Genomic DNA, 21,883 nt, shown 5'->3' with positions numbered 1-21,883 from the left:
TTCAGCTTCCTTTCACGGCATAGCCCGAGGGGCTGCGTGTCCATGGCATGGTCCGGATTGGCACGCCTGGCAGGATTTCTGTCACGGCCCGTGTTTCACCCGGCGATACCTGGTAATTGAACTGGTCAAAGACCACGATGCCACCTGGCGTCAGATGTTCCCAGAACCAGGGCAGGGCCGACTTCACCACCGAATAGACGCCGGCATCGAAGAAGACCAGCTTGAAGCGGATATCGGGCACCTGATCGGCGAAGGCGTGAAGGTCGGTTGTGACATCCATGCAGTGCAGCCGGGCGATAGGGCTCAAGTTCTGAATATCGATCAGCCTGCGCAGACGCTGGTAATCGGCGCTGTAAGAGCCGGACCGGATATCACCGTCCCGCGTGTCCGGATCCATTCCTTTGAACCAGTCGAACCCATGCACCTGCGTGCTGCTCCAGGGCTCGAATATCTGCACTAGCTTTGCCCAGAGCAGAAAGGAGGCCCCTTTCCAGACACCAATTTCGGCGACATGGCCAGCCATCCCGGCTGTCATCTTGTACAGTTCGTAGAAAGCCAGCGTGCGGGCGATATTGACGGCGCCGTTGAAGGCGTTGCCATGGTGGATGGCCTCCTCCAGCGTCGGATCGCTGTTCAGGATGGCCTTGAACCGCTCACGATAGGACGGGTCGTCGGTGAATTTCGCCCGTTCATGGTCCGCCAGGTCGAAAATGGGCGATCCGGCCATGGTCCCTCTCCATCCGTCTTTCAGACAGGGCATGGGGTCATGCAGACCCAGATCCCTGGGGGCAGACTAGACAGGCCGTTCCGTCTGCGCAAGGAACCTCGCCTGCCGCCGTCAATCGGGCATGATCGCGTAATGCGCGCCCACCTCATTCCGGTTGGCGACGAGATCCAGCGGATCGCGCCTCAAGCGCTCGACGACGGCTTCCAGGGCCGGCGCTGCGTCGAAAGCGGCCAGCCCCACCCCGTCCAGGGTCAATCTGCGCAGTCCCGCCCTGGCCTCCAGTGTGGCACCCAAATGGTCGAACTGGGAGATGGCCTTCACCGTGAGGTCGCGCACGAACAGCTGCTCAACCAGCGTCTCCCGTTGCCCTGCCTGCACGATTTCCCCCTCGAACCGCTTCACGAACCGGTACCGGATCTGTTCGCGGCACAGCCACTCGGCGCGGTGCAGCAGGCTTTGGCCCGTCGGGTGCACACCAAGGGTCAGGCAGACCGCGTTCTCAGCCTCCAGCCAGGCATAAAGCGACCCATCCCCCCAGACATGATCAGGCCGCAGCGCCGCCAGCCTGTCCGCAGCGGGGCCATGCACGGCGAAAGGGAAGAAACGGCTGGCTGTGTGCCGGACCCCCGGCAGACGCCGGAAAGCCTCGTTGATCAGCCCCGACGCGGTGGGAACTGTCTCCAGTTCGAAAGGCCCGTCGCTTGGCGGACCTTTGGGAAAGGTCGGCATCAGGACGGTGCGGTCGCTGCTGATGGCGGTCAGCACGCCTTCCAGTATTCTGGCCGCCAGATCGTCCCGCCGGCCCCCCATGGCGCGCGCGAAGGGCCAGAGGGCGGACCAGATGGCGACAGGTCTGCCGTCATCTGCGGCCAGCGAGTGGATAGCATCACGCAAAGTGGCGGGGGTCATGCTTCTTCCGTATGATCAAGGGTGATGTCGTGACGATAAGGGGAAAGGGATTGACCAATCCCGTTTCAGATTTGTTCGACCGGGCCTTCGCCAATGGGGCGATCCTGGACAACGAGCCCGATCAGTTTGCCGCATGGATCGCGCGCTGGTCCAGTTTGCTGCGGACAGCAGGTCTGGCTTCGCGTCTGCCCGTAGGACTCAGTCTGCCCAACGGGCCGGCTTGCGTGGCCGCCTATGCGGCGTTGGCCCGGCTGGATCTGGTGGCCGTTCCCCTGCCTCCAGCCATGCCCGAGGATCAGCGCCGTCTGGCCTGGCTGGATCTGGGCTGTACGGTTGCTCTGCTGCCCGGGGGATTGGAGTTGCTCACCCCTACCCTCCCTTCTCCTGCTTGGCCGGCGGATATCCATTGGATCGTGCATTCATCCGGCTCCTCAGGTCGACCGAAGGCGATCCCCGTCACTTGGACAGCGATCACCCGCAATGCCCATGATGTGGGGCGTCATCTGGGCCTGCCCCCAGCGGTCACGCATGTCGGCAGCATGAGCTACTGCTATACGAACGGACTCTATAATTCGCTGCTGCTGCCCCTGATCCTGGGGCACCGCGCCCTGGTCTATCCCGTGGCCACAGGCCTGGAGCTGTCCACCTATGTAGACCGGCTCCGCTCTTGGCGACCGGAAGTCCTATGGGTGAACCCGACGGTGCTGAAGCTGTTGGCAAGGCGCCTGAAGCCTGGTGATCTTAACTTTGTACGCTATGCCGTCTCCTGCACGGCGCCATTGGCCCTAGAGGAGGCGCAAGAGGCAGAACGGGCCTTGGCTGTGCCCGTTCTGCAATCTTATGGTCTCAGTGAGACCATGATCGTCACCATCGAACAGCCAGGGCGCGCCCTGACGGCAGCGGAATTCTCCAGCGGCCTGTCGGTGGCTGGACCAGAGACCTTGTCGATCGGAACGGACGGACGTGTCGATATCGCCAACGGCGCTGTCTTCCCCGGCTATGCCACCCTGGACGAGGGGGGCTCCATCTGCTTCGCCATGGCAGCTGAGAATGTCCCGGGCCGGTTGTTCCGTACCCAGGATGGTGGAACCTTGGATATGTCAGGAAGGCTTCGCATAGGCGGTCGTACTGACCAGGTGATCAACCTGTCGGGTCATAAGATCGGGGCGGAGGCGATTGAAGAGCATCTGCGCCGGATCGAAGGGGTGGCAGACGTTATGGCCGTACCGCTGCGGGCCGCTGATGGCGGCCTCTCAGCAGGCTTCGGGCTGCTGGTCATGGGGACGTGCGACGCAGACCACCTGTCGGAGGCCTGTGTCGACCGGTTCGGTGCCTTCGCTAGGCCCCGCCGGGTCCGGTCGGTGACAGCACTGCCACTGACGTCGAACGGTAAGTATGATCGCGCCACCGCCGCCCGTCTGCTCCAGTGCGAGGAAGCGAAAGAGGAACAGCCATGACCGCTCTTGCCCCTATCTGCGCCCTCCCGGAACTGGACGTTACCCGTATGGAGGGCACAGCGGCCGTCGATATGGCGGCGGTCGACTTTATCGCGCTGGTTCGCCAGGGGCCTGTCATCCTTCGCGGGCTGCTGTCCCTGGAAGAGGCGGCAGGCATCCGGGCGCTCTGTGTGGACATGGCGGCACGGGAGGCACCCAGCAATCCTGCCGTGACCTGGACAACACCCAATTACCACCGGCTGAACCATAACGAGCCGCGATCAAAGGTGAAGTCGATCACCCATTCATGGCGGCTCTTTTACTGGAATAGCCTCGATTCCGGTTTGTCGAAGGCATTGCGCCGCTGCCATGACCTGCGTAACCGGGTCTCGGGACTGTCTGCCGATTTTGGCCTGAACCCGGATTCGGACGATTTCATTGGGGTTTCCGTCGTGAAGCAGTATCCGCCCGGCGGGGGCTGGATGCAGACCCATGTCGATCCCGATATCGGACAGCAGGTGGTGATGAGCATCAGCCTCAGCCGTTGGGGTGAGGATTTCAGAGAAGGCGGACTTTTCATCAGCCGCCCGGAGGGCGATCTGATGCTGGATGCCCATTTGGCTCCTGGCGATGCTGTGGCTTTCTACCCCCAGCATGCACATGGTATCGCACCCGTCGATCCCGATCGGCCATTCGACTGGGCGGCGATGGATGGCCGCTGGATGGTGTCCAGCAATCTGGTGACCGTCAGCAGCCTGAACGGCCTGGAAACAGACGTCACCCGTCATTCCCAGGCCATGGGCTGACCTCATCCTGGTGTCAGCGCCTATTCGAACTGGTCCAGGTCAAACGCCGTATGCCGGCTCAGGGGCTTACGCAGGCGGCGGCCCAGGATGCGCGGCAGGTCGTTGGGGGCCAAAGGCCCCTCTGGTCGGACGATCTGCACATCCTGCTCCGTCACGATCTCGCCCGGCTGCATGTCGCGCAGCGTGTAGAGCGCACGCCGGGCCCGGCGGCGCACGGTAGCTTCCGTTTCCCCGATCTTGACCGCCTGCGGTGCAATGGCTGCCTGTGTTGCCCTTAGATCCGCGATATAGCCAGACAGGGCATCCGGCTCCATGGCATAGGCATGGTCGAAGCCCTCGGCCGTGCGGTCCAGCGTATAGTGCTTCTCGATCCATGTAGCGCCGCGTGCGACGGCCGCGATCGCCGCTACATTGGTCAGCGTATGGTCGGAATAGCCGACGGCGAAACCAAAGGCGCTGCGCAGCGTATCGATGAACCCCAGATTGGCCCGTTCCGTGGGGCAGGGATAGGCCGACACGCAATGCAGCAGCACCAGGTCGCTGTTGCCTGTATCGGTTATGATGCGCACGGCCTCCTCGACGTCACCCAGGCTGGACATGCCGGTCGAAACGATCAGCCGGCGCCCCGTGGTGGCGGCGGCCCGCAGCAGCGGCCCGTTATTGAGATCGGTGGACGCGATCTTCACGTAGGGCGGGTTCAGCTGATCAAGCAGCGCCAGCCCCTCGTGATCGAAGATGGAAGCGGAAAAGGGGATGCCGACAGTCCGGGCCTTTGCGGCCAGCGTCTCCCAGTCAGTCTGGGACAGCATCTGCTTCCGGCGGGCTGCCACCACGGGGTTGGGTTTCAGTTCCCCGCCCTCCCAGATATCGGTGAGGTACAGTCCTTCCGGAATGATGATCTGGAACTTTACGGAATCGGCGCCTGCTTCCTTGGCCACTTCGATCAGGCGGGCGGCGGTGTCGGCTTGGCCGTTATGGTTTGTACCGGCTTCGGCGATGATGTGCAGCGACATGGATCGGGTCCCAGGATGATGGAGGGCGTGTCAGGCGACTTCGTCACGATACTGGATGACGGAGCGGGCGAAGCGGCCGAAGCCCTCCTCCATGGTCTCGCGTAGCCCCTGCCAGACCGGGGCGGCCTGCTGGCGCAGGTCGGGAAGTTGGTCCAAGCGGGCATAGCGGTCGCGGACTTCCGCCATGACATCCTGGCGGACCATGTCGATGTTCCAATCGCCATAACCGACCGAGCGCATGGCGCTGATCGCCCGCTCATCGTAGCTGACCACGATGCAGGGGCGGTTCAGTGCAAAGCTGGGCAGGGCTGAATGCAGCCGGTACGTGACCAGCAGCGCGCATGCCCGCAGTAGCGACAGGAAGGTGAAGGCGTCGTCCACATAGGTGTAGTCGACATCCCGGATGGAGGCGGCGAACGGAATATCGCGCGGGTCATGGCAGAGCAGGCGGATATCCTTGTGCCCCTTTTCCCGCAGGAAGCCGATGATATTGAGAATGTCTGTCCGCACCTCTGCCTGCCGGTCCAAAGGCACATTGATCAGTTGCGGATTACGGACTGAGATGAAAACCGTATCCCGGTACAGGTTACCCAGATCGAAAAGCTGCGGCTCCATGTGATCAAGGTAGAGCGTGGGGCAGCCGCCCAGCACGGCGTTCGTGGCACCGACCTTATGCAGGAAATCCAGCGTGGCATCGTCACGGGCAAAGCTGACCATGGCTTTCTGGTTAAGGGCCTGGATAGACCGGGTCGGCATGGCGTCCGTGCGTTCGGTCCATTCGCGCTTCCGGCCATAGATACGGCCACGCGACAGGCTGAACAGCATCATGGGGGGGGCAAGCGTGTTCAGTGTTTCCGGGTTCAGTTCCAGTTCGCCATTCTCATAGAGATTGCCGCCACCGATGATGACGCCATGGCCATACTGATTGATCTCGTGCAGCGTTGCTGGCCGCAGCCCGGCCTTGGCATGGCTTTCATATTTGGATGTGGCAGGCAGGCTGATGATATTCACCACCTCACCGAAGGCCTGCTTGATGAACAGACGCAACCCGATGGCGATGACATCGTTGCCGATATTCAGGCCACGAGGCCGGATGTTGAAAAGCGTGATCATGATCGGTTCCGGCGGTTCAGCAACAAAACGTCCTCAAGTCTGGCTCTTTAGTGGCGGTTGATTGGCCATAAGGTCAATGCCCAACCGCTCGCAGAGCGTGCCGAGGATACGATTGGCCTGGGGGAAAAGCCGGATGTAAAGCGGAATGCTTGGTGCGGCGTTTTTTCGGGCGGCTTCGAGTGCCTGCAAGGCGGCGGTTTCCCGCCCCAATACCGCCAGGACAAGCGCATGGGCGATATGGACGGCGCAGGCAGGGGACGTCTCAACGACCGGCGCCAGCAGCGACAAGCCTGCATCCGCCTTTCCTGTCAACGCGAGGTTCACAGCGCTGCAGGCGGCGGCCTCATAATGCGGGTAAGATGTCTGCGCCAGAAGGGCGAAGGGCTCATCAGCCGACAAGTCCTGTGCTGACAGGCACAGTCCTTGATAGGCAAGACCCAGCTGTCGGTAGGGGCCGTTATCCGATAGAAGCTGGCCATAGCTGAGCATGGCTTCTGCATACCGGCCCTGGATATGATGCGCCCACCCTATCCGCAATTGGCTTGCCATGGAAATCGGCGGTACTGAAAATTCCGTTATCGCTTCGTCGGCTTGCAGAAGGATCAGCAACGCCAATCCCAGCAGATAGCGTGTCTGTCTGTTCTCGGGATCGACCATACGAGCGTGTTTGAGCACCACCAATGCCTCGGATGGCCGTCTTACCGCCAGCAGCACCCGGCCCATTTCCTGACAGATGTCGGGGTTGTCCGGAGCGACCTGCCGACCGGCCTCAAGACAGGGCAGTGGGTCTTTTCCCTTGGCAGTCAGTGCAAGGGCCAAGGACAGATAGGCGCGGGCTATGGGGGCCGGCGCGGCAGGAACTGTCGCACGGGCTTCAGCCAGCAGGGCCGCCGCTTCGTCAAGCTGCCCGGCATGGGTCGCCTCCAGGGACCGGAAGGCAAGTCGGGCCGCTGCGAAGCCCGGGATCGTGGAAGTGGCCTGGAGACGTAGCGCCTCTAGATCCCTTGCCTGGACCTGTTCTGCGGCATCCAGGAGCAAGTGCCAGCCCTCGGCGTCATGGGCCTCCAAAAGGACGCTTTCCCGCGCATGGGCCAGGGCGGCGTCCGGCGCCGCCTGTCGCAACAAGGCCACTGCCATAGCGCGACAATAGTTAGCGCGCGTCGAGACCCTGATAATGTGCCGCCAGCGGTCGATCTGCTCCGCGGATGGTGTGGAACTGGGTTCAGTCATCGCAGCTGGCTTTCGGCAGAGACGTTCTTCGTACATCAGGGATCAATATCATCGGGTGGACCAGATGGATGCAAGCTCATCGACCGTCCATGCCCGCCATACAGCAAGTCCAGCGACAGAGGGCGGCCTGTTACAGCCGCTCCTGACAGAAAATCATGTGCCGCGGCACGCATCCGGGTCGTTCCGGGCGAAATACCTGCACATGCCGGAACCACCGCGACAAGGCGGTCATGAATGCCTCAAGCGTATATCCAGCCGGCAGTGGGTTCGGTGCGCACTGCTCGGCCCCCAACCCGAGTGGCATGAACTCCGTAACCAGCGCATGCTCCGTCTGGGCCGATAGCAGCCGGGCTATCTGCTCAAGCCCCGTCATCTGCGATAAGGCCAGATGATGGGTCAGCGCCATTGCACTGACAAAGTCCACACCGGGCTGTGGGGCTAAAGTCAGCACGCTCTGGAGATGCACGGTCACAGGCAGCCCTGCGGAACGGGCAAAGCCGTGCAGGATGGTCAGGGCGGTTTCGTCGATATCGACCGATAGACAGGGAATCCCCCGCGCTGCAAGACGAACCGAGAACCGGCCCCCTGCGGAACCAAGATCGACCGCTTTGGTCGGCGCCATCTTTGCCGTCAGGTCGTCAAATATTTGCAGCCGCGGATCCTGTCCTCCGCTAGGTGCCAGTGACCGGGCCAGCGCGTCAGCAGATATATACCCCCCCCAGCTGGTCGTCAGCGGGGGGAGTTCCAACGATTCCAGGCGCTGTTGCATCCAACGGAGGACGCGCATGATATCGTTTTCGCCCGAATGTGGTGCTTCACCCAGAAGAGCGCGCACTTCCGTGCTGTCCAGTCCGCCCTGTTCCATGGCCAAGCGCGAAAGCCGCCGGAGATGGGGAGAACTTTCCATAACCAGCAGAGGAAACAGCAGAGAACGGGCAAACTCCGAAACGGCGGAAGGCCGCAGAAGGCCGGGTTGGATAGAGCCGATATCGATCCAGCACGCGTCGGTGCCAAAAAGTGCGAAATTGGCAATGTGGCCGTCGATCAGGGCCAGCCCTTCATCTGCGAGCCGCTGATTGATTTCAATCCAGTTCAGTGCCGCCTGGCGGATGAACGGGGGTGGCAATTGGCTCAGACGGGTGCGGAAAGGACTAGTTGCCGTGCGGATCACCAGATCATAGCCAGCAATCTGGATATCCGTGATCTCCGTTGGCGGAATCAGGCGCCTTTCCACCAGGTCGGCAAAGAGCGGCCCCTGGATCAGTGAGCGGATAAAGTCAGCCTTTCCTGGGTAGATGGCCCGAAAATACTGGCCCCCATGTTTGAAGACACGCCCAACGGGGTCCAGGAAACGCAACCCTATCCATTCCAGATCACTTGGCTCCAATTGCATTCCTGCTTCTCCCCTCAATGGGCTGCTCCGTGCCTGCTGGCATTCATCAAGCCCGTGCTTTTACGCCCCGCAAAATTCCTCCCGGTCAGCGCATGTCGCAAGATTATACTAACGGTCAAAATTCGTGACCGTTAGTATCCGCGCCGACTGGCGCGGCGGCGGCCCAAGCCGCTGGTATTATATCAATCCGCCGAAGATTTGAGCTTCAGTGGATTGGAAGGCCACCGAACACAGTCCCCAGCATATCAGGCGCATCACGCTTCAGACGGCGCTCCCATCCTTCCGGCGGGATTGCTGAAGTCGTTTTAGGATCAGGTTGCCGGCCTCTCGTTGAAGCATTTGGCCCACAGGGTCATGGTCCAGGAATGTGTCAATGATCAGCGCCTGCAAGGCCTGCCTGTCGATGTCAGTGTCACATCCATGCAGATAGGACACCATCTCCAACAGTTCCTGGCTGATCCCTGGCCCGTCCTCCACCCGTGGCAACAGCGACCAGAGGCGCGCGGTCACGGGGCGGCTGGCGAGGTCGAAGGGGATGCGTGTGCCCACGGGGAGCGTGAACTTGGCTGACCCTTCCTGCGCGATGATCAGATCCGGTTTCTCCCCTGACAGGAAATAAGGAATGCCCATCTCCAGCGCATAGACCGTATGGGAACCGATTGCATTGCCCGTCACATACCGATGGGCGCGGAGGTGGCGGTAGAAATTGGCCGTGAAGTTCGGATCGAAAAGGTGGCCGGCGCAGACCACGCGCAGTCCCTTCTTCATGAAGGGCAGATGCTGTTCCAGCAGCAGGTCCTTCCAGTAAAGGCAAACTGTCACCGGCTGGAAGGCCTCTGGCAGCCTCAACAGTTCCTCGGCATAGGCCTCGGCATCGAACAGGGCCTGCACATGGTGAGTACTGTGTGTCGGAACTGCCAGCGTGCCCCGTGCCGCACGGTCCGGTATAATATTGCGCTGCCGGCGATAATGGACCTGACCATTGCCCACCGCCAGGACCGGGCGCTTTCCCCCCTGGTTATAAAGGGGAATGAAAGCCGGTCGGGAGACCAGCACCGGTAAAGGAGAGGTCGCGTAATAGGGGAGCGGCTCCACTTCCTCCATCACGATGCCGTGATGTGGCATCAGCGGACGCAGTGGAAAGCCGCGTGGAAGGTCGGCCAAGTCTGTGAAGACACGGGCCAGCCCGTACCATTCCGGCTCTGGCGGCGGCGGCATTACCTCATATGAACGGATAGAGCGCAGGGCCGCTTGAAGGTCCGCATCAAAACCGTCTTCTCCGGTCAGGGGACGGTCAATGCCCATGCGGGTCATGAGGGGCTCCGGCAAGTGTCTCGCCCCACTGGATCACGTAGCAGTTGGACCATGCCGGCCTCTGCCATCTTTCCGACGACATGCAGGACATCCTCCAGGGTCAACTTCGTGCGCTCGGCGATCGCAACCATCGAATTGCTCCCATCAATACAATCCATGATGCGAAGCATGTTGCGATGGGCATGCAGGTAGCGGTTGCGGTCCACAGCCACGCCATAGCCCTGCAGGAAGGCTTCTCCCTTGAACAGGTTCAATGGATACCAGTTGTTTTCCCAGGCGCTCAGCATGGCCAGCACCGCCTGTGTGATCCGTTCCAGCGCGGCGATATCAACATTGTCAATGCTGTCTTCAATGGAATGATATTCTCGGAAGGGAAAGCCAGGATGGCCCCACGGGTTGGCGCGGCTCAGGGACAGCATGGGGACGCGTACGCCGGGAGCATTGAACTGACGCTCATCATTCCCGATCATCCCCCGGTAAGGGGTCACGAAAGCGCCCTCTTCCCGATGCAGATGAATATGGGCCAGGCAGCGGTCGAACTCCGTATCGCCTTGGTATGAGGCCTGCAATCCCGCCGGCTGCGGCAAGCCTGTCATCTCCATGTAGAGACCACCGCGTAGAGAGGGGATCAGGTGCTCGTGCCGGCTAAGCCAGGCGACGGCACCAATTGTTTCCGGCCCGATGAGAAGCCGATAGCTGTAGTGCCGCTTCGGCCAGGTGGCCAGAGCTGTCATCACCTGCAGCCCGTTCACCACACCGCAAGGGCCATCATTGGCCTGGAATGGGTGGCAGATATTGGTGGAAATGACGATGCATTCGTCACTCTCGCCCGGCAGAAACCATTCAGCCACGCGCAAGGTGCCCGGCTCCAGCCGACTGCGGATTACAACGCGGTACTGGTCCTCTGTCAGCGCTTCCTGTTGCTGCCTTGTGCAACCGAAACCCCAATGCCGTTGATAATGGTAGAAAGTGAAGGGCGGGGTGTCGGGGATATGTGGGTGAAAATGCAGATGCGCCAGCAGTTCATCGCGGCTGATGACCTTGTCCACAGGAACCGAGTAGCAGGAAACGAACAGAGGGTTGTCCTTCTGGTCGATGATGCGGTTGCCCCGCATATCCTCGACATAGGCTTCCTCGCAGGTCCATTTCTCCGGAATATGCCAGCTCCAGCAGGGGGTGCCCGAAGGAAAATTGTGCAGGGTCAATGGGAAGCGCTGACAAAGCCGGTCCAGAGCCTCATCGATACCGTCGGACACGATGTCCCGGCGGAGTGGCACGATCAGGCGCAGCAGATCCAGACTGTCCACGGATGGTTTTTCCATCAGGGTCGCCTCATCCGATCATGGCGACCGCCCGTACGGGGCAGCCATCACCACCGACCAGTCGCGGTGGCAGGGCAACCAGTATGAAATCATCCGGCACTTCGGAAAGCTTCAGGAGATTTTCCAGTAAGATGATTTCCCTGCCCAGCAGGATACGGTGGTTGGGGGCCGGGGTCCCCATGACAGTCTCCTCCGGCGCATCGACATTAGGGAAATCCATACCCAACAGCCGCAAGTCGGGCCAGGCAGCCAGCCATTCTGATGCCGCCCGCGTCAGATAAGTCCCGCCGGTGAAATAAGCCTGCCCCCCCCACCACCGCTCTGCCCAACCTGTATCCAGGATCAGGCGCACGACCCCGCCCAACCCATTCGGTGCCGCCGCCAAAAGATCGGGAACATCAATGGGCCGGTCACGGTCAAAGCCGGACAGACGGATCACACGGGCCGGCCCACATAGGGTTTCCAAGGGTACGCGCTCAATCGTGATCCCATCGGGCAATGCATGGAACGGCGCGTCGATATGGGTAGAGACATGGGTGCCAAAGCGCACGATCTGCGCCGAGCGTGCTTCCCGCTCATGGGTTGCGGCCGGGATGATCTCCACCTCGGGCAGATAGGGTGACGGATAGCGGGGCATGCCATGGGCAAGCTCGGCGGAAAGGTCGATCAAACGCATGGGGTGCTGCCTTCCTGAGGGATGGCGTGACGGATGAAGCCGGCGATGCCGGCCATTGTAAAGGAACCGTGTTGCATCAACCCGTCATGGGTCAGTTCGACACCGAATTCCGCTGCGACGAAATCGATGAGATCAAGCGTGGCCAAGCTGTCCAGCACACCCCGTTCCACCAAATTTGTGGATGGCGTGATGCTGGTGGCGGCATCTCCAAGGGCCTCGCGCAGATAGGCTGCAAGCCGTTCCTCAACCCTGTGAGCCTCTACCACCATTACCCCCGCCACAGGCCGTTCTTCCTTGTGGTACCGCAAGTGCGGGCGGCAAGACAATAGCCACAGGCAGATCAGGCAAACCCCCCGAAGTGGACCGCCTCCATGTAGGGGACCTGCGCCCAATCCTCTTGCCGTGTCGCTGCGAAGACGCGCAGCCTGTCCAGGTGGCGGGGCGTATCGACAGTCAGGACGATACTTGGCAGATCGGGGATTTCCGGCTCGCCTGACCGGGCGATATTGCACCAGGATAGAAGGTGGCTCTGTTTGTACAGAACCTGGGTAACGTGCTCGCGTCGGGACGGATCCTCCTCCCCTTTCAACAGGTCCTCCAAGCAGGCACAACGGAATATCTCGACGGCGACACCATAAGGAAAACTGCGGGGATGGAGATTTGTGACATAGTCGAGGGGCTTCTCCCCTTGCGCTGTCATCAGCCGGGCTCCGTTGTCCAGCAGGCCCGGATCGATCAGCGGGCTGTCGGCATTAACACGGGCTACGACTGTGAACCCATGGGTAGCAGCAGCCTCTACCAGACGCCCGGCCACATCTTCGGCTGGGCCGTGATGAACGGGAATTCCCCGTGTGGCGCACCAAGCGGTGATAGGGGTATCCACGGTCCGGTCGGTCGTCGCGACCACGATGCCGCCGGGAAATTCGGTGCAGGCTTTTACACGCTGCCAAACGCGTTCCAGCAACGGTGTGCCCGCGATGTCAGCCAAAACCTTGCCCGGCATACGGCTGGAATCCATGCGGGCCAGAATGATGATGCCGGTACTCATCCCCGCATCCCACCGGCCAGCCGCAGGGTAATGATATCCAGGATACGTGAGGCGGCCCCGTCATCAACCATATCCATCTGTTGCCGCCGCAAGCTTCGCAACTGGCCATGGTCACGCGACAAATCTTCGATCAGCCGTGGTAGGCGGCGATAGCTGCCATCCTCGAAGGCGCCGCCATCCAACAACCGGTCTTTGTAGTCGAGGGAAAGCTCATTGGCGCGGTCGTGTTGGCGGCGGACCATGATGGTGGGCAGGCCGGCGTAGATCGCCTCCAGCGTGGCCAAGCCACTCGACAAGATACCCAGCGCGCAATTCGCCAGGATGTTCCACATTGATCTATTGGTACGGGCCAGAATGATTTCATGGCGTGTCCAGCCTCGCAGATCGCTGACCAGATCATCATAGGAATGCGGATAGGCGTCGCCGAGCAACGTCCAGATACAGCATGGAACCTCTGTCTCCATGACGGCCCTGAGGGCTTGCTTGGTCAGATTATCGATATCCCCGCCACCGATGCAGATGGCGATGGGAAACATATCGGCCCGCAGGCTGTTCTCATATTGCGCCGTGGAAATGCGCCGACAATGTGGATTGAACAGGGCGTAGTCCAGACCGGAAAAGACTTGCGGCCCACTGGACACAACTGGAGTCCGGGCACGGGTGAACAGCAGGTCGACGCAGGACATATTATTGAAGATGGGGGAGATGGAAGCCGTGAGCCGTGCCTGTGGCCGGCAGGCTGTGAAAATATCGTGGGGCAGATGGACCAGATCGAAAATCAAGACATCCGGCTGTTCCGCCGCGATACACGCCGGCAGGTCTGTATCTTGCGCAAGAATTGACACCCGACAGGCCACGCCTTGGAATATCGCGGCAAGATCGGGCGTGGACAGCGCCAGAACCGTCACATCATGGCCGGCAGCCAAGGCCGCCAGGGCAAAGCCCTTGGTACGGTAAAGATGTCCCAGCCCTTCCTTTGCCGATCCCCGGCATAGCATCACAAGCCGCACCTTGCCCATCCCTAGTGGTTTGCTAGAGGGCGCTGGCCGATTTGACCGACAGCGCTCGTCTGGGAGTACAGAACACAATTGGTCGTGTCTAGAGTCAGCGCTCTATGTGGTGAGAGGCCGGGAACCATGCTTCCCGGCCTCTCTTTTTCTTTTTACAGGGTCAGGTCTGCCCCGGTGATGCTGGCTACACCGTTCAGCGTCACCGACAGATCGGCATCCCCATCGCCGTCCAGGTCGGCCAGCAGCAGCACATCACTGCCCGCCACTTCCCAGCGAAGCTGGCCCGCGACATTGCTGAAGGCGTCGATGTCGATCCAGGTAAAGGCCTGGATACCGGCCAGGGTGCTGTCGGCATCCAGACCCGTCAGGTCCAGCCTGTCGCCGTCGATGGCGGCGAAGTCCGTCACGACATCCCCGTCATCGACGGCATAGGTGTCGGCCCCGCCCCCCCCCGTCAGCGTATCGGCACCAGTACCGCCATCCAGGGTGTCATTGCCGTCCAGGCCGGCCAGCATATCCGCCCCCGTCCCGCCGGTGATGCTGTTGGCAGCGGCATTGCCGGTGCCGCTGAAGGTGCCGGTCCCCGTATAGGTCAGCCGCTCGACATTCAAGGACAGGCTATAAGCCGACAGGGCCGTTTCCACCCGGTCCGTTCCCTGGCCGGTAGCTTCGGTCACCACATCGCCTGCATCATCGACGATATAGGTGTCGTCGCCATTGCCGCCGATCATCGTGTCGGCCCCGGCACCCCCGTCCAGCCGGTTGGCACCACTATTGCCGGTCAGGACATTGTCCAGCCCATTGCCGGTGCCGTCGATGGCGGCACTGCCGGTCAGGGTCAGGTTCTCCACCTCATCTGCCAGGGCATGGCCGACCGAGGCTTGCACTGTATCGGTTCCCTCGCCCGCCGCCTCGAGCACCACATCACCGGCATTATCGACGGTGTAGAGGTCATCGCCCTCCCCGCCGCTCAGCGTATCGGCTCCGGCCCCGCCATTCAGGCTGTCATTGCCCAGGCCACCGGCCAGGCTGTTGGCAGCCCCGTTGCCGGTCAGGAGATTGTCGCCATCATTGCCGGTGCCGTTGATGGCCGCAGCGCCGGTCAGGGTCAGGTTCTCAAGGACGGCATCCAGCACGTAGCTGATGGAGGATTGCACCCGGTCGGCGCTCCCCTCTCCGGCCAGTTCCACGACGACATCGCCGGCATTATCGACCGTATAGACATCATTGCCGGTCCCACCGGTCAGGGTATCGGCCCCGGCCCCGCCATTCAGACTGTCATTACCGGTGCCGCCCGTGATGCTGTTGGCCAGCGCGTTGCCCGTGCCGCTGAAATTGCCGGTGCCGGTGAAGATCAGTTCCTCGACATTGGCCGCCAGGGTCAGGCTGTTGAGGCTGGTCAGCACACGGTCGCTGCCGGCCCCGGCGACCTCACTCACCGTCTCGCCGGCATCGGCGATGATGTAGGTGTCATCGCCCAGACCGCCGACCAGCGTGTCCACCCCGGCCCCGCCATCCAGGGTGTCGTTACCGGCCCCACCCGTGATGCTGTTGGCAAGGCCGTTGCCGGTACCGGTGAAGCTGCCGGTGCCGGTATAGGTCAGGTCCTCGATGAAGGCCCCCAGCCCATAGGCGGATAGGCTGGTTTCCACGCGGTCGCGACCATTGCCGTCGAATTCCGTGACCTGATCGCCCGCTTCATCCACGACATAGACATCGTCGCCGGCCCCGCCCAGCATCACGTCATCGCCGGCCCCGCCGACCAGACTGTCATTGCCGGCCCGTCCCGACAGGATGTCGGCTCCACCCCCGCCCGTCAGCGTGTCATTGCCGTCATGACCTGTGATGCGGTCGTCGCTGGCAGTGCCAGTCAGACTGTCATGACCCGCGGCGCCGCTGAAATTATTGATGACGGGGAAGCTGATGCCATCTCCCTTGTACAGGCGGGTCACGACGCCGTAACCGCTGCCATCCACATTCTCCGACGCCCAGACGGCAACGATGCCGCCATCCGGCCGGACCGCGATGTCCGGGTGGGTCTGGTTGCCGTCCGTCGTCTGGGCCAGCAGGAATTCCGGCCCCCAGGGCGTATCATCCCAGGCGAAGCGGCGGGCATAGATGCCGTTGCCGCTGCCATCCTGGCCGGCGGATATCCAGGTGATCAGATAGGAACCGTCGGCCAGGGTAACGATGCGCGGCTGTGTCTGGTCGCCGGCCAGCACGCTGTTGGCCGTGATTTCCGGACCCAGCTTTGTGCCTTCCATGGTGAAGCGCTGATAGCGGATATCCGATCCGGTGCCGTTCGGCTCTGCCCAGGCCACCAGGAACCCGCCACCCGTATCATAGAGCGGGGCGATGGAGGAGACCTGCTGGTCCCCTGTCCGCGCCGTATGGATCAGGAAGGGCGCCGTGTAAGGTGAGCCGTCGGGTAGCATCACACGGCCCCTGATTTCATAGCCGTTGCCGGCGGTGGCCGATTGCTCGGCCCAGGTGACGACAAAGGTGGAGAGGCCATGATGCAAGGGCGTGACCTCGCCATACATCACGGTCAGGCCATTGGCCGTCAGCTTGGGGTCAGACAGCCATTGATTGAGAGCGTCGTTATCTCCCAGGATTGGATTTCCTTGGTCATCGAACAGAGAGACAGAGGCTCGGCTGCTGGCGGCATCGGTAGTCTGATGATTCTTGGCAATGATCAGGGTGCCGTTGGACAGGGCGGCAACCTTGGGATACATCCGTGCGACGGTGCCATTGTCATGTTCGAAATGGATGAACTGCGTGCCGACGCGATTGCCGTCACCGTCATAGCGCTGACCATAGCCGGCCCAGGGACCCGACGCGGCACTGGCGCTGCTGTTCCAGGTGATGACGAAACCACCGTCTGGCGTGGCGGTGATGTCGGGATTGTCCTGCGCCCCCGCCGTTTTCAGGCTGTTGACCAGGAACTCCCCGCCCACCTTGTTGCCGGCCGCGTCGAAGCGCTGGGCATAGACGCCCATGTCGCTGCCATCCTGCCCGTCCGACACCCAGGTGACGACATGGCCGCCCCCGGCCAGCACCGCCACGGCGGGCCGGTACTGATTGCCGGTGGTGTAATCGTTCACCACCACCTCGTTGCCGGGTGTCATGCTGCTGGAGGCGACAAAGCCATTGATGCGGGCCACGTCCCAGTCGCTCCAGCGCACCCCGTCAAAGCCACGGAACATGATGGTGTCGCTGGAGTTCACTGTTGGCGTGGAGATGAACAGTTTGTTCAGATCGCCACCATTGACCGTGAAGACCTGACCCTCGGCCTTCGGGATGCCGCCCAGGCCCAGATGACCGTTGCCCGGCGTCATATCGATGAACTCGTATTTCTGGATCACCTGCAGGTGCCCGGCATTGGCCTGCCCTTGCGGATGCCCGTCCCAGACCATGCCGGCCAGAGGGACGGTGCGGAAATTACTGGCCTGGATATCGCGGGCTTCCAGAATGGGGCCGGTGTCGGACGGGTAGAACAGCCGGGTGATGATGCCCAGACCGCTGCCATCCTGGCCATCGGATGCCCAGGTGGCCAGGATGGCGCCATCAGGCCGGACCGCCAGACGTACCTGCTGCTGGTCGCCCAGCACGGTTTCGGACAGGCGGAACTCATCCCCGACAAACCCGCCATTGGCGTCATACCGTTGGGCGTAAACACCGTAGCCGCTGCCATCCTGGTTCTGCGACACCCAGGCCACCAGCATGCCGCCGTCCGGCAGGGAAACAGCGTCGGGCACAAACTGGCTGTCATCATTGAAGCTGTTGACGCGCACCCCACCTGACGGGCCGATCTCCGTGCCATCGGCGGCGAAACGGTGCATCAGGACGATCCGGTAAGTGCCGGTATATTCATCCAGCACCCTGTCCGTGAAGACGGCAAAGCCGCCACCGGCAAGGGCGACGGCGCTGGACTGGGCAGGAATGCCCAGATCAGAAGACGGACCCACATTCAACTGTGCCGTCACCGGGTTGCCGTTGCTGTCATAGACGCGCGCACGCGTCAGCCATGATGTGCTGCTTGCCGTATACTGCATCCAGGTGACGACGAAATTCCCGTTATCCAGCAGGGTGATGTCACCGGCCTTGGAGACGGCGTTGCCGGCTGCGGCGCTGACATTGGCGACCTGGATGGTGCTGGTCAGCCAGTTCAGATCGGCATCCGCCAGACGGATATCGATCCGGCTGTTTACGCCGGCACCATCATGCCAGCCATAGGTGAAGACAACCCTGCCATCCTCCAGAACCAGCGCCTGCGGCGTGGTGCGATAGACCGACGTGCCGCCCGTATCGAAGACCGTCAGCTGCGGCCCGACCTTCTGGTTCAGCGCATCGAAGCGCTGGGCATAGGCACCGATACCGGTATTGTCGGCCGCCCTGGTATTCTCCCAGACGATGACATAGCCGCCATCGGGCAGAGCTGTCACGATGGCGGCATCCTGACGCCAGGCGGTCAGGGTGTTCACCTGAAACTCCCCGCCGATGCCATGGCCATCCTTGTCGAACCGCCGGGCATAGACACCGTATCCGCTGCCATCCTGGCCGTCGGATGCCCAGGTGATGACATAGCCGCCGTCGGCCAAGAAGGCGACGGAGGGGTCATATTGGGTCGATGCCGTGTACTCGTTGATCCCCACCTCTCCGCCAGCCAGCAGCGTGCCCGCCGATGATACAACCGTCCGGGCCTGGGCATTGTCCCAGGCGCTCCAGCGCACGCCGTCACTGGTGCGCACGCTGATCGCGTCAGCCGTATCGCCCGTGCCGGCCACGAATTTCAGCCTGTGCAGATTGGCGGCGGAAACGCTGATGGTGCTGTTGGCGGCCTGGACGACGCCGTTCAGTTCGAAATGGCCACTACCGGCGGCGGCGTTGGTGTCGATGAATTCATACTGGGTCAGGGCAGCGGGCATGTGGCCCGCCCCCTGCGGCTGGACATGATGGACCAGGGCGCCGGCCGACCATTCCGTGCCCACGCCCAGCAGGATGTCGCGGGCATCGATGACGGGGGCTGTGGTGGACGGGTTGTAGACCTTGCTGACGATGCCATAGCTGTCGCCATCCAACGCTTCCGACGACCAGGTGAAGACCACACCGCCATTGGGCAGCGCCGCCATTTCGACATGTGTCTGGTTGCCCAGACCTTGATTATTGACCTGGAATTCCGCTCCCAGGGGGCGTAGATCGGCGTCCAAACGCTGGGCGAAGACACCGCTGCCTGACCCGTCCTGGTTCGTGGAGATCCAGGACACCATATAGCCGCCGCCTGTCAGGGCGACGATCTGGGGCTGGGCCTGATTATCCCAGGCCCAAGCATTCACCCGCACATGGGCGCCGATCTTGGTGCCGTTCTCGTCGAAACGCTGGATCAGGATGTTGGCGTGGCCATCACCGCTGGGTTCCACGCCGGAACTGTCGAAAACCGCCACGAAGCCGCCATCCGGCGTCGCCGCGATATCGGAACTGCGTTGCTGATAGGCGATGGAGGTATTGACCAGGAAGGGTGCCGTGGCGGCTGTGCCGTCTGCATTATAGATTCGTCCCCGCACTTCATAGCCGTTGACGTTCTCATGCTCCGCCCAGGTCAGGACATAGCGGCCATTGGCCAGCGTCGTGATATCGCCCGCCATCTGGGCGGTGCCAGCGGCATATTTGGGGGTTGAAACGCCAGTCGTGGTTGTCCCAGGGCTCGCCAGATCGGCCCCCATCGTGAAGACACGGATATCCGTGGCGACATAGCTGTTCGGGTTGTACGCGTAAGCGATCTTGACGGTCCCGTCCTGCAGCACCGTGGCCCTGGGCACCGTGTAATAGGTGGAGACGGCCGATGTGTCGAACACGGTGTACTCGCCACCGACGGCAGTGCCGCTGGCATCGAACCGCTGTCCATGGACACCGTAATTGGCGGTTCCTGCCCCTGTGGTGGTGGACCAGATGATGGTGAAACCGCCGTCAGGCAGCGCTGCGACAACCGGATGTTCCTGGTTGGCGGCGGTCAGGGTATTGGCCTTGAATTCGTCGCCGATCTTTTGGCCGGCCGCGTTGAAGCGTTGGGCGTAGATGCCGTACAGGCTGCCATCCTGGCCGTTGGACATCCAGGTGATGACGAAGCCACCATCGGCCAAGACTGCGACCGATGGCTGTTGCTGGGCATTGGTGGTGTAGGTGTTGGCCTGCACCTCGTCGCCGCGCACCAGAAATCCGGCCCTGGCCTCCGTCACCGCCGTCGCATTTTCCCAGGCGCTCCAGTTGGTGCCGTCGAAGGCGCGCACGCTGATATTGTCGGTGCCGGCCACGCTGCCGCCCACGAATTTCAGCTTGTTCAGGTCGGCGGCGGCGATGTTGATCACCGTTCCCGCCGCCTGTACCGCGCCATTCAGCACGAAATAGCCGCTGCCGGGATCGCTGCTGTTATCGATGAACTCGTACCGGTCCAGCACCTGCAGGTGCGTGGCGGCCGTCAGCCCCTGCGGATGACCGGGTAGCAGCAGGGCAGCGGCGAAGCTCTGGCCGCCCTGTGCCACATGGATTTCACGACCATCAATGACGGGCGCATCGTTGCTGATCGACAAGGTGCGGGAGATGACGGCATAGCCACTGCCATCCTCGCCACCATTGGAGGCCCAGGTGGCGATGACATCGCCATCGGCGGTCAGGGACAGGTCGACCTGGGTCTGGCTGCCCACGCTTGTCTGTGACAGCCGGAACTCGTTGCCGGCGGCGGTGCCATCAGCGCGATAACGCTGCCCATAGACGCCATACTGATCCCCGTCCTGCCCCATGGACGGCCAGATGACCAGATATCCCCCATCCTTCAGCCCGATCACGTCGGGCGCGGTCTGGTTATTGTAGGTATAGCTGTTGACCCGGACCTCGCCGCCGACCTTGGTGCCACCGGCATCGAAACGCTGCAGGCGCACGGTGTAGAAATCACCATCACGCTCGGCTGCCTGATCGGCCCAGACGGCGACAAAGCCGCCATCTTCCAGGGCCGCCATATTGGAGACCCGCTGGTCCAGCGCGCGCACCGCCGACTGGACATAAAAACTGCTACCCTGCTTGTTGCCAGCATTGTCGAAGCGTTGGGCTTTCACCTCATAACCGTTGGTGCTGTAATCCTCGCCCCAGGAGACGACGAAACCGCCGCCGTTCAAAGCCGTGATGGCTGGGATATCGGTGATGGCAGCGGCATTCACCTTGGGCAGGGCCACTGACCGGCGACCACCCACAGCCACACCGCTGCTGTCATAAAGCTGCACAAAAATATCGCTGGCGCTGCCGGCGGCATAGCCATAGGCGACGGCTACCTTGCCATCACTCAGTAAGGTTGCAGAAGGATAGCTGCGCAGGGTGGAATCGCCCGGCACCGACAGGGCGATCTCCGCCCCCACCTTGTTGCCATTGGCGTCATAGCGCTGGCCATAGGTGCGCCAGGTGGTGGTGGTCGCCGTGCGCAGACCCGTCCAGAACACCATGAAGCCGCCATCGGCCATTTCGGTGACGGCAGGGGCCTCCTGGGCATTGGCCGTGGTACTGTTGACGCGGAACTCTGCGCCGATCTTGTTGCCATTCTCATCCAGGCGCTGGCCATAGATGCCGAAGCCGCTGCCATCCTGGCCGTTGGAGGCCCAAACGGTGACACGCCCGTTCGGGCTGCCTCCCCAGCGCGCCGTGGCGGGCTGATATTGATCGGAATTCGTATATGAATTGATAACAGCTTCGTTGGAAATATTGAACAAATTTGACACAATTACCCCCTTGGTTTCTCTGCCGCCAGGAGGGTAATTGTTAATTAAAGCAAACTCAATCACTCTATATATTTTAATGACTTAATATATTATCATTGAATACACTTGTATTTAAACTTTATG

At 61.7% G+C, this 21,883-nt stretch carries 15 protein-coding genes; 2 read left to right on the top strand and 13 right to left on the bottom strand.

Going from position 1 to position 21,883, the window contains the following annotated elements:
- Window position 1 precedes the first annotated feature (1 nt).
- Both ABC729_RS16710 and ABC729_RS16705 read right to left on the bottom strand, forming a co-directional pair.
- Window positions 2-727, bottom strand: a complete 726-nt coding sequence (locus ABC729_RS16710) for a class I SAM-dependent methyltransferase (protein ID WP_495608747.1) — start codon at window positions 725-727, stop codon at window positions 2-4.
- A 111-nt stretch (window positions 728-838) separates the two neighbouring features.
- Window positions 839-1,636, bottom strand: a complete 798-nt coding sequence (locus ABC729_RS16705; RefSeq protein WP_495608746.1) for an AAC(3) family N-acetyltransferase — start codon at window positions 1,634-1,636, stop codon at window positions 839-841.
- 50 nt (window positions 1,637-1,686) lie between these two features.
- Between ABC729_RS16705 and ABC729_RS16700 the strand changes: the two genes are divergently transcribed.
- Together ABC729_RS16700 and ABC729_RS16695 are read left to right on the top strand one after the other, a co-directional pair.
- Complete coding sequence (locus tag ABC729_RS16700) at window positions 1,687-3,093, top strand: class I adenylate-forming enzyme family protein (RefSeq protein WP_495608745.1); 1,407 nt, start codon at window positions 1,687-1,689, stop codon at window positions 3,091-3,093.
- Complete coding sequence (locus ABC729_RS16695) at window positions 3,090-3,878, top strand: hypothetical protein (protein ID WP_495608744.1); 789 nt, start codon at window positions 3,090-3,092, stop codon at window positions 3,876-3,878. Before ABC729_RS16700 ends, ABC729_RS16695 begins: the two co-directional genes overlap by 4 nt.
- 20 nt (window positions 3,879-3,898) lie before the next feature.
- Here ABC729_RS16695 and ABC729_RS16690 read toward each other — a convergent pair whose 3' ends face one another.
- The 11 genes from ABC729_RS16690 to ABC729_RS16640 all read right to left on the bottom strand — a co-directional run bounded on the left by ABC729_RS16690 (window position 3,899) and on the right by ABC729_RS16640 (window position 21,760).
- The gene (locus ABC729_RS16690) at window positions 3,899-4,891 is read right to left on the bottom strand and encodes an N-acetylneuraminate synthase family protein (protein ID WP_495608743.1); all 993 of its coding nucleotides are present in this window, start codon (window positions 4,889-4,891) and stop codon (window positions 3,899-3,901) included.
- Between the two features lie 30 nt (window positions 4,892-4,921).
- Window positions 4,922-6,004, bottom strand: coding sequence for a polysaccharide pyruvyl transferase family protein (locus ABC729_RS16685; RefSeq protein ID WP_495608742.1), 1,083 nt, complete (start codon window positions 6,002-6,004; stop codon window positions 4,922-4,924).
- Between the two features lie 33 nt (window positions 6,005-6,037).
- A complete protein-coding gene (locus tag ABC729_RS16680; RefSeq protein ID WP_495608741.1) occupies window positions 6,038-7,270 on the bottom strand; it encodes a tetratricopeptide repeat protein in 1,233 nt (410 codons plus the stop codon).
- A 94-nt stretch (window positions 7,271-7,364) separates the two neighbouring features.
- Entirely contained in the window at window positions 7,365-8,627 is a 1,263-nt protein-coding gene (locus ABC729_RS16675) for a class I SAM-dependent methyltransferase (protein WP_495608740.1), read from the bottom strand.
- A gap of 261 nt (window positions 8,628-8,888) precedes the next feature.
- Complete coding sequence (locus tag ABC729_RS16670; RefSeq protein WP_495608739.1) at window positions 8,889-9,941, bottom strand: hypothetical protein; 1,053 nt, start codon at window positions 9,939-9,941, stop codon at window positions 8,889-8,891.
- Complete coding sequence (locus tag ABC729_RS16665; protein WP_495608738.1) at window positions 9,938-11,263, bottom strand: DUF4910 domain-containing protein; 1,326 nt, start codon at window positions 11,261-11,263, stop codon at window positions 9,938-9,940. Before ABC729_RS16665 ends, ABC729_RS16670 begins: the two co-directional genes overlap by 4 nt.
- 10 nt (window positions 11,264-11,273) lie before the next feature.
- Window positions 11,274-11,939, bottom strand: a complete 666-nt coding sequence (locus tag ABC729_RS16660) for a cyclase family protein (RefSeq protein ID WP_495608737.1) — start codon at window positions 11,937-11,939, stop codon at window positions 11,274-11,276.
- The gene (locus tag ABC729_RS16655; RefSeq protein ID WP_495608736.1) at window positions 11,930-12,220 is read right to left on the bottom strand and encodes an acyl carrier protein; all 291 of its coding nucleotides are present in this window, start codon (window positions 12,218-12,220) and stop codon (window positions 11,930-11,932) included. Before ABC729_RS16655 ends, ABC729_RS16660 begins: the two co-directional genes overlap by 10 nt.
- 59 nt (window positions 12,221-12,279) lie before the next feature.
- The gene (locus tag ABC729_RS16650; RefSeq protein ID WP_495608735.1) at window positions 12,280-12,987 is read right to left on the bottom strand and encodes a cytidylyltransferase domain-containing protein; all 708 of its coding nucleotides are present in this window, start codon (window positions 12,985-12,987) and stop codon (window positions 12,280-12,282) included.
- Complete coding sequence (locus ABC729_RS16645) at window positions 12,984-13,997, bottom strand: hypothetical protein (protein WP_495608734.1); 1,014 nt, start codon at window positions 13,995-13,997, stop codon at window positions 12,984-12,986. Before ABC729_RS16645 ends, ABC729_RS16650 begins: the two co-directional genes overlap by 4 nt.
- Window positions 13,998-14,149: 152 nt before the next feature.
- Entirely contained in the window at window positions 14,150-21,760 is a 7,611-nt protein-coding gene (locus tag ABC729_RS16640; RefSeq protein ID WP_495608733.1) for a hypothetical protein, read from the bottom strand.
- Window positions 21,761-21,883: the final 123 nt, after the last annotated feature.

This window comes from Niveispirillum sp. CC-CTL257 (assembly GCF_059489915.1).
Note: the sequence above shows the minus strand (reverse complement) of the source record. Positions and strands in the feature narration are given on the sequence as shown.

Coding starts and splice junctions, on each gene's coding strand:
- ABC729_RS16670 (WP_495608739.1), bottom strand. CDS start 9,941: ATGACCCGCATGGGCATTGACCGTCCCCTGACCGGAGAAGACGGTTTT.
- ABC729_RS16710 (WP_495608747.1), bottom strand. CDS start 727: ATGGCCGGATCGCCCATTTTCGACCTGGCGGACCATGAACGGGCGAAA.
- ABC729_RS16660 (WP_495608737.1), bottom strand. CDS start 11,939: ATGCGTTTGATCGACCTTTCCGCCGAGCTTGCCCATGGCATGCCCCGC.
- ABC729_RS16695 (WP_495608744.1), top strand. CDS start 3,090: ATGACCGCTCTTGCCCCTATCTGCGCCCTCCCGGAACTGGACGTTACC.
- ABC729_RS16675 (WP_495608740.1), bottom strand. CDS start 8,627: ATGCAATTGGAGCCAAGTGATCTGGAATGGATAGGGTTGCGTTTCCTG.
- ABC729_RS16680 (WP_495608741.1), bottom strand. CDS start 7,270: ATGTACGAAGAACGTCTCTGCCGAAAGCCAGCTGCGATGACTGAACCC.
- ABC729_RS16690 (WP_495608743.1), bottom strand. CDS start 4,891: ATGTCGCTGCACATCATCGCCGAAGCCGGTACAAACCATAACGGCCAA.
- ABC729_RS16650 (WP_495608735.1), bottom strand. CDS start 12,987: ATGAGTACCGGCATCATCATTCTGGCCCGCATGGATTCCAGCCGTATG.
- ABC729_RS16705 (WP_495608746.1), bottom strand. CDS start 1,636: ATGACCCCCGCCACTTTGCGTGATGCTATCCACTCGCTGGCCGCAGAT.
- ABC729_RS16685 (WP_495608742.1), bottom strand. CDS start 6,004: ATGATCACGCTTTTCAACATCCGGCCTCGTGGCCTGAATATCGGCAAC.
- ABC729_RS16665 (WP_495608738.1), bottom strand. CDS start 11,263: ATGGAAAAACCATCCGTGGACAGTCTGGATCTGCTGCGCCTGATCGTG.